A 1,580-nucleotide genomic window follows, 5' to 3' on the forward strand; every position below is an offset into this window, starting at 1 on the left:
GTAAAAACTTTTAATTGAAGAGTTTGATCATGGCTCAGATTGAACGCTGGCGGCAGGCCTAACACATGCAAGTCGAGCGGAAACGAGTTATCTGAACCTTCGGGGAACGATAACGGCGTCGAGCGGCGGACGGGTGAGTAATGCCTAGGGATCTGCCCAGTCGAGGGGGATAACAGTTGGAAACGACTGCTAATACCGCATACGCCCTACGGGGGAAAGGAGGGGACCTTCGGGCCTTTCGCGATTGGATGAACCTAGGTGGGATTAGCTAGTTGGTGAGGTAATGGCTCACCAAGGCAACGATCCCTAGCTGTTCTGAGAGGATGATCAGCCACACTGGGACTGAGACACGGCCCAGACTCCTACGGGAGGCAGCAGTGGGGAATATTGCACAATGGGGGAAACCCTGATGCAGCCATGCCGCGTGTGTGAAGAAGGCCCTAGGGTTGTAAAGCACTTTCAGCGAGGAGGAAAGGTTAGTGGTTAATACCTGCTAGCTGTGACGTTACTCGCAGAAGAAGGACCGGCTAACTCCGTGCCAGCAGCCGCGGTAATACGGAGGGTCCGAGCGTTAATCGGAATTACTGGGCGTAAAGCGTACGCAGGCGGTTCGTTAAGCCAGATGTGAAAGCCCCGGGCTCAACCTGGGAATTGCATTTGGAACTGGCGAACTAGAGTCTTGTAGAGGGAGGTAGAATTTCAGGTGTAGCGGTGAAATGCGTAGAGATCTGAAGGAATACCGGTGGCGAAGGCGGCCTCCTGGACAAAGACTGACGCTCATGTACGAAAGCGTGGGGAGCAAACGGGATTAGATACCCCGGTAGTCCACGCCGTAAACGATGTCTACTCGGAGTTTGGTGTCTTGAACACTGGGCTCTCAAGCTAACGCATTAAGTAGACCGCCTGGGGAGTACGGCCGCAAGGTTAAAACTCAAATGAATTGACGGGGGCCCGCACAAGCGGTGGAGCATGTGGTTTAATTCGATGCAACGCGAAGAACCTTACCTACTCTTGACATCCAGAGAATTTACCAGAGATGGTTTAGTGCCTTCGGGAACTCTGAGACAGGTGCTGCATGGCTGTCGTCAGCTCGTGTTGTGAAATGTTGGGTTAAGTCCCGCAACGAGCGCAACCCTTATCCTTATTTGCCAGCACTTCGGGTGGGAACTTTAGGGAGACTGCCGGTGATAAACCGGAGGAAGGTGGGGACGACGTCAAGTCATCATGGCCCTTACGAGTAGGGCTACACACGTGCTACAATGGCGTATACAGAGGGTTGCGAGACCGCGAGGTGGAGCTAATCTCAGAAAGTACGTCGTAGTCCGGATTGGAGTCTGCAACTCGACTCCATGAAGTCGGAATCGCTAGTAATCGTAGATCAGAATGCTACGGTGAATACGTTCCCGGGCCTTGTACACACCGCCCGTCACACCATGGGAGTGGGCTGCAAAAGAAGTGGGTAGTTTAACCTTCGGGAGAACGCTCACCACTTTGTGGTTCATGACTGGGGTGAAGTCGTAACAAGGTAGCCCTAGGGGAACCTGGGGCTGGATCACCTCCTTATCGACACGAATTTAGAC

At 53.3% G+C, this 1,580-nt stretch carries 1 rRNA gene; it reads left to right on the forward strand.

Annotated features, from left to right (window positions below):
• Nucleotides 1–11 precede the first annotated feature (11 nt).
• Nucleotides 12–1,563, forward strand: a 16S ribosomal RNA gene (locus G3R49_RS19840).
• Nucleotides 1,564–1,580 lie beyond the last annotated feature (17 nt).

Origin of the sequence: Shewanella sp. WXL01 (assembly GCF_012263345.1) — a bacterium.
In the GTDB taxonomy this organism is placed as follows: Bacteria; Pseudomonadota; Gammaproteobacteria; order Enterobacterales; family Shewanellaceae; genus Shewanella; species Shewanella maritima.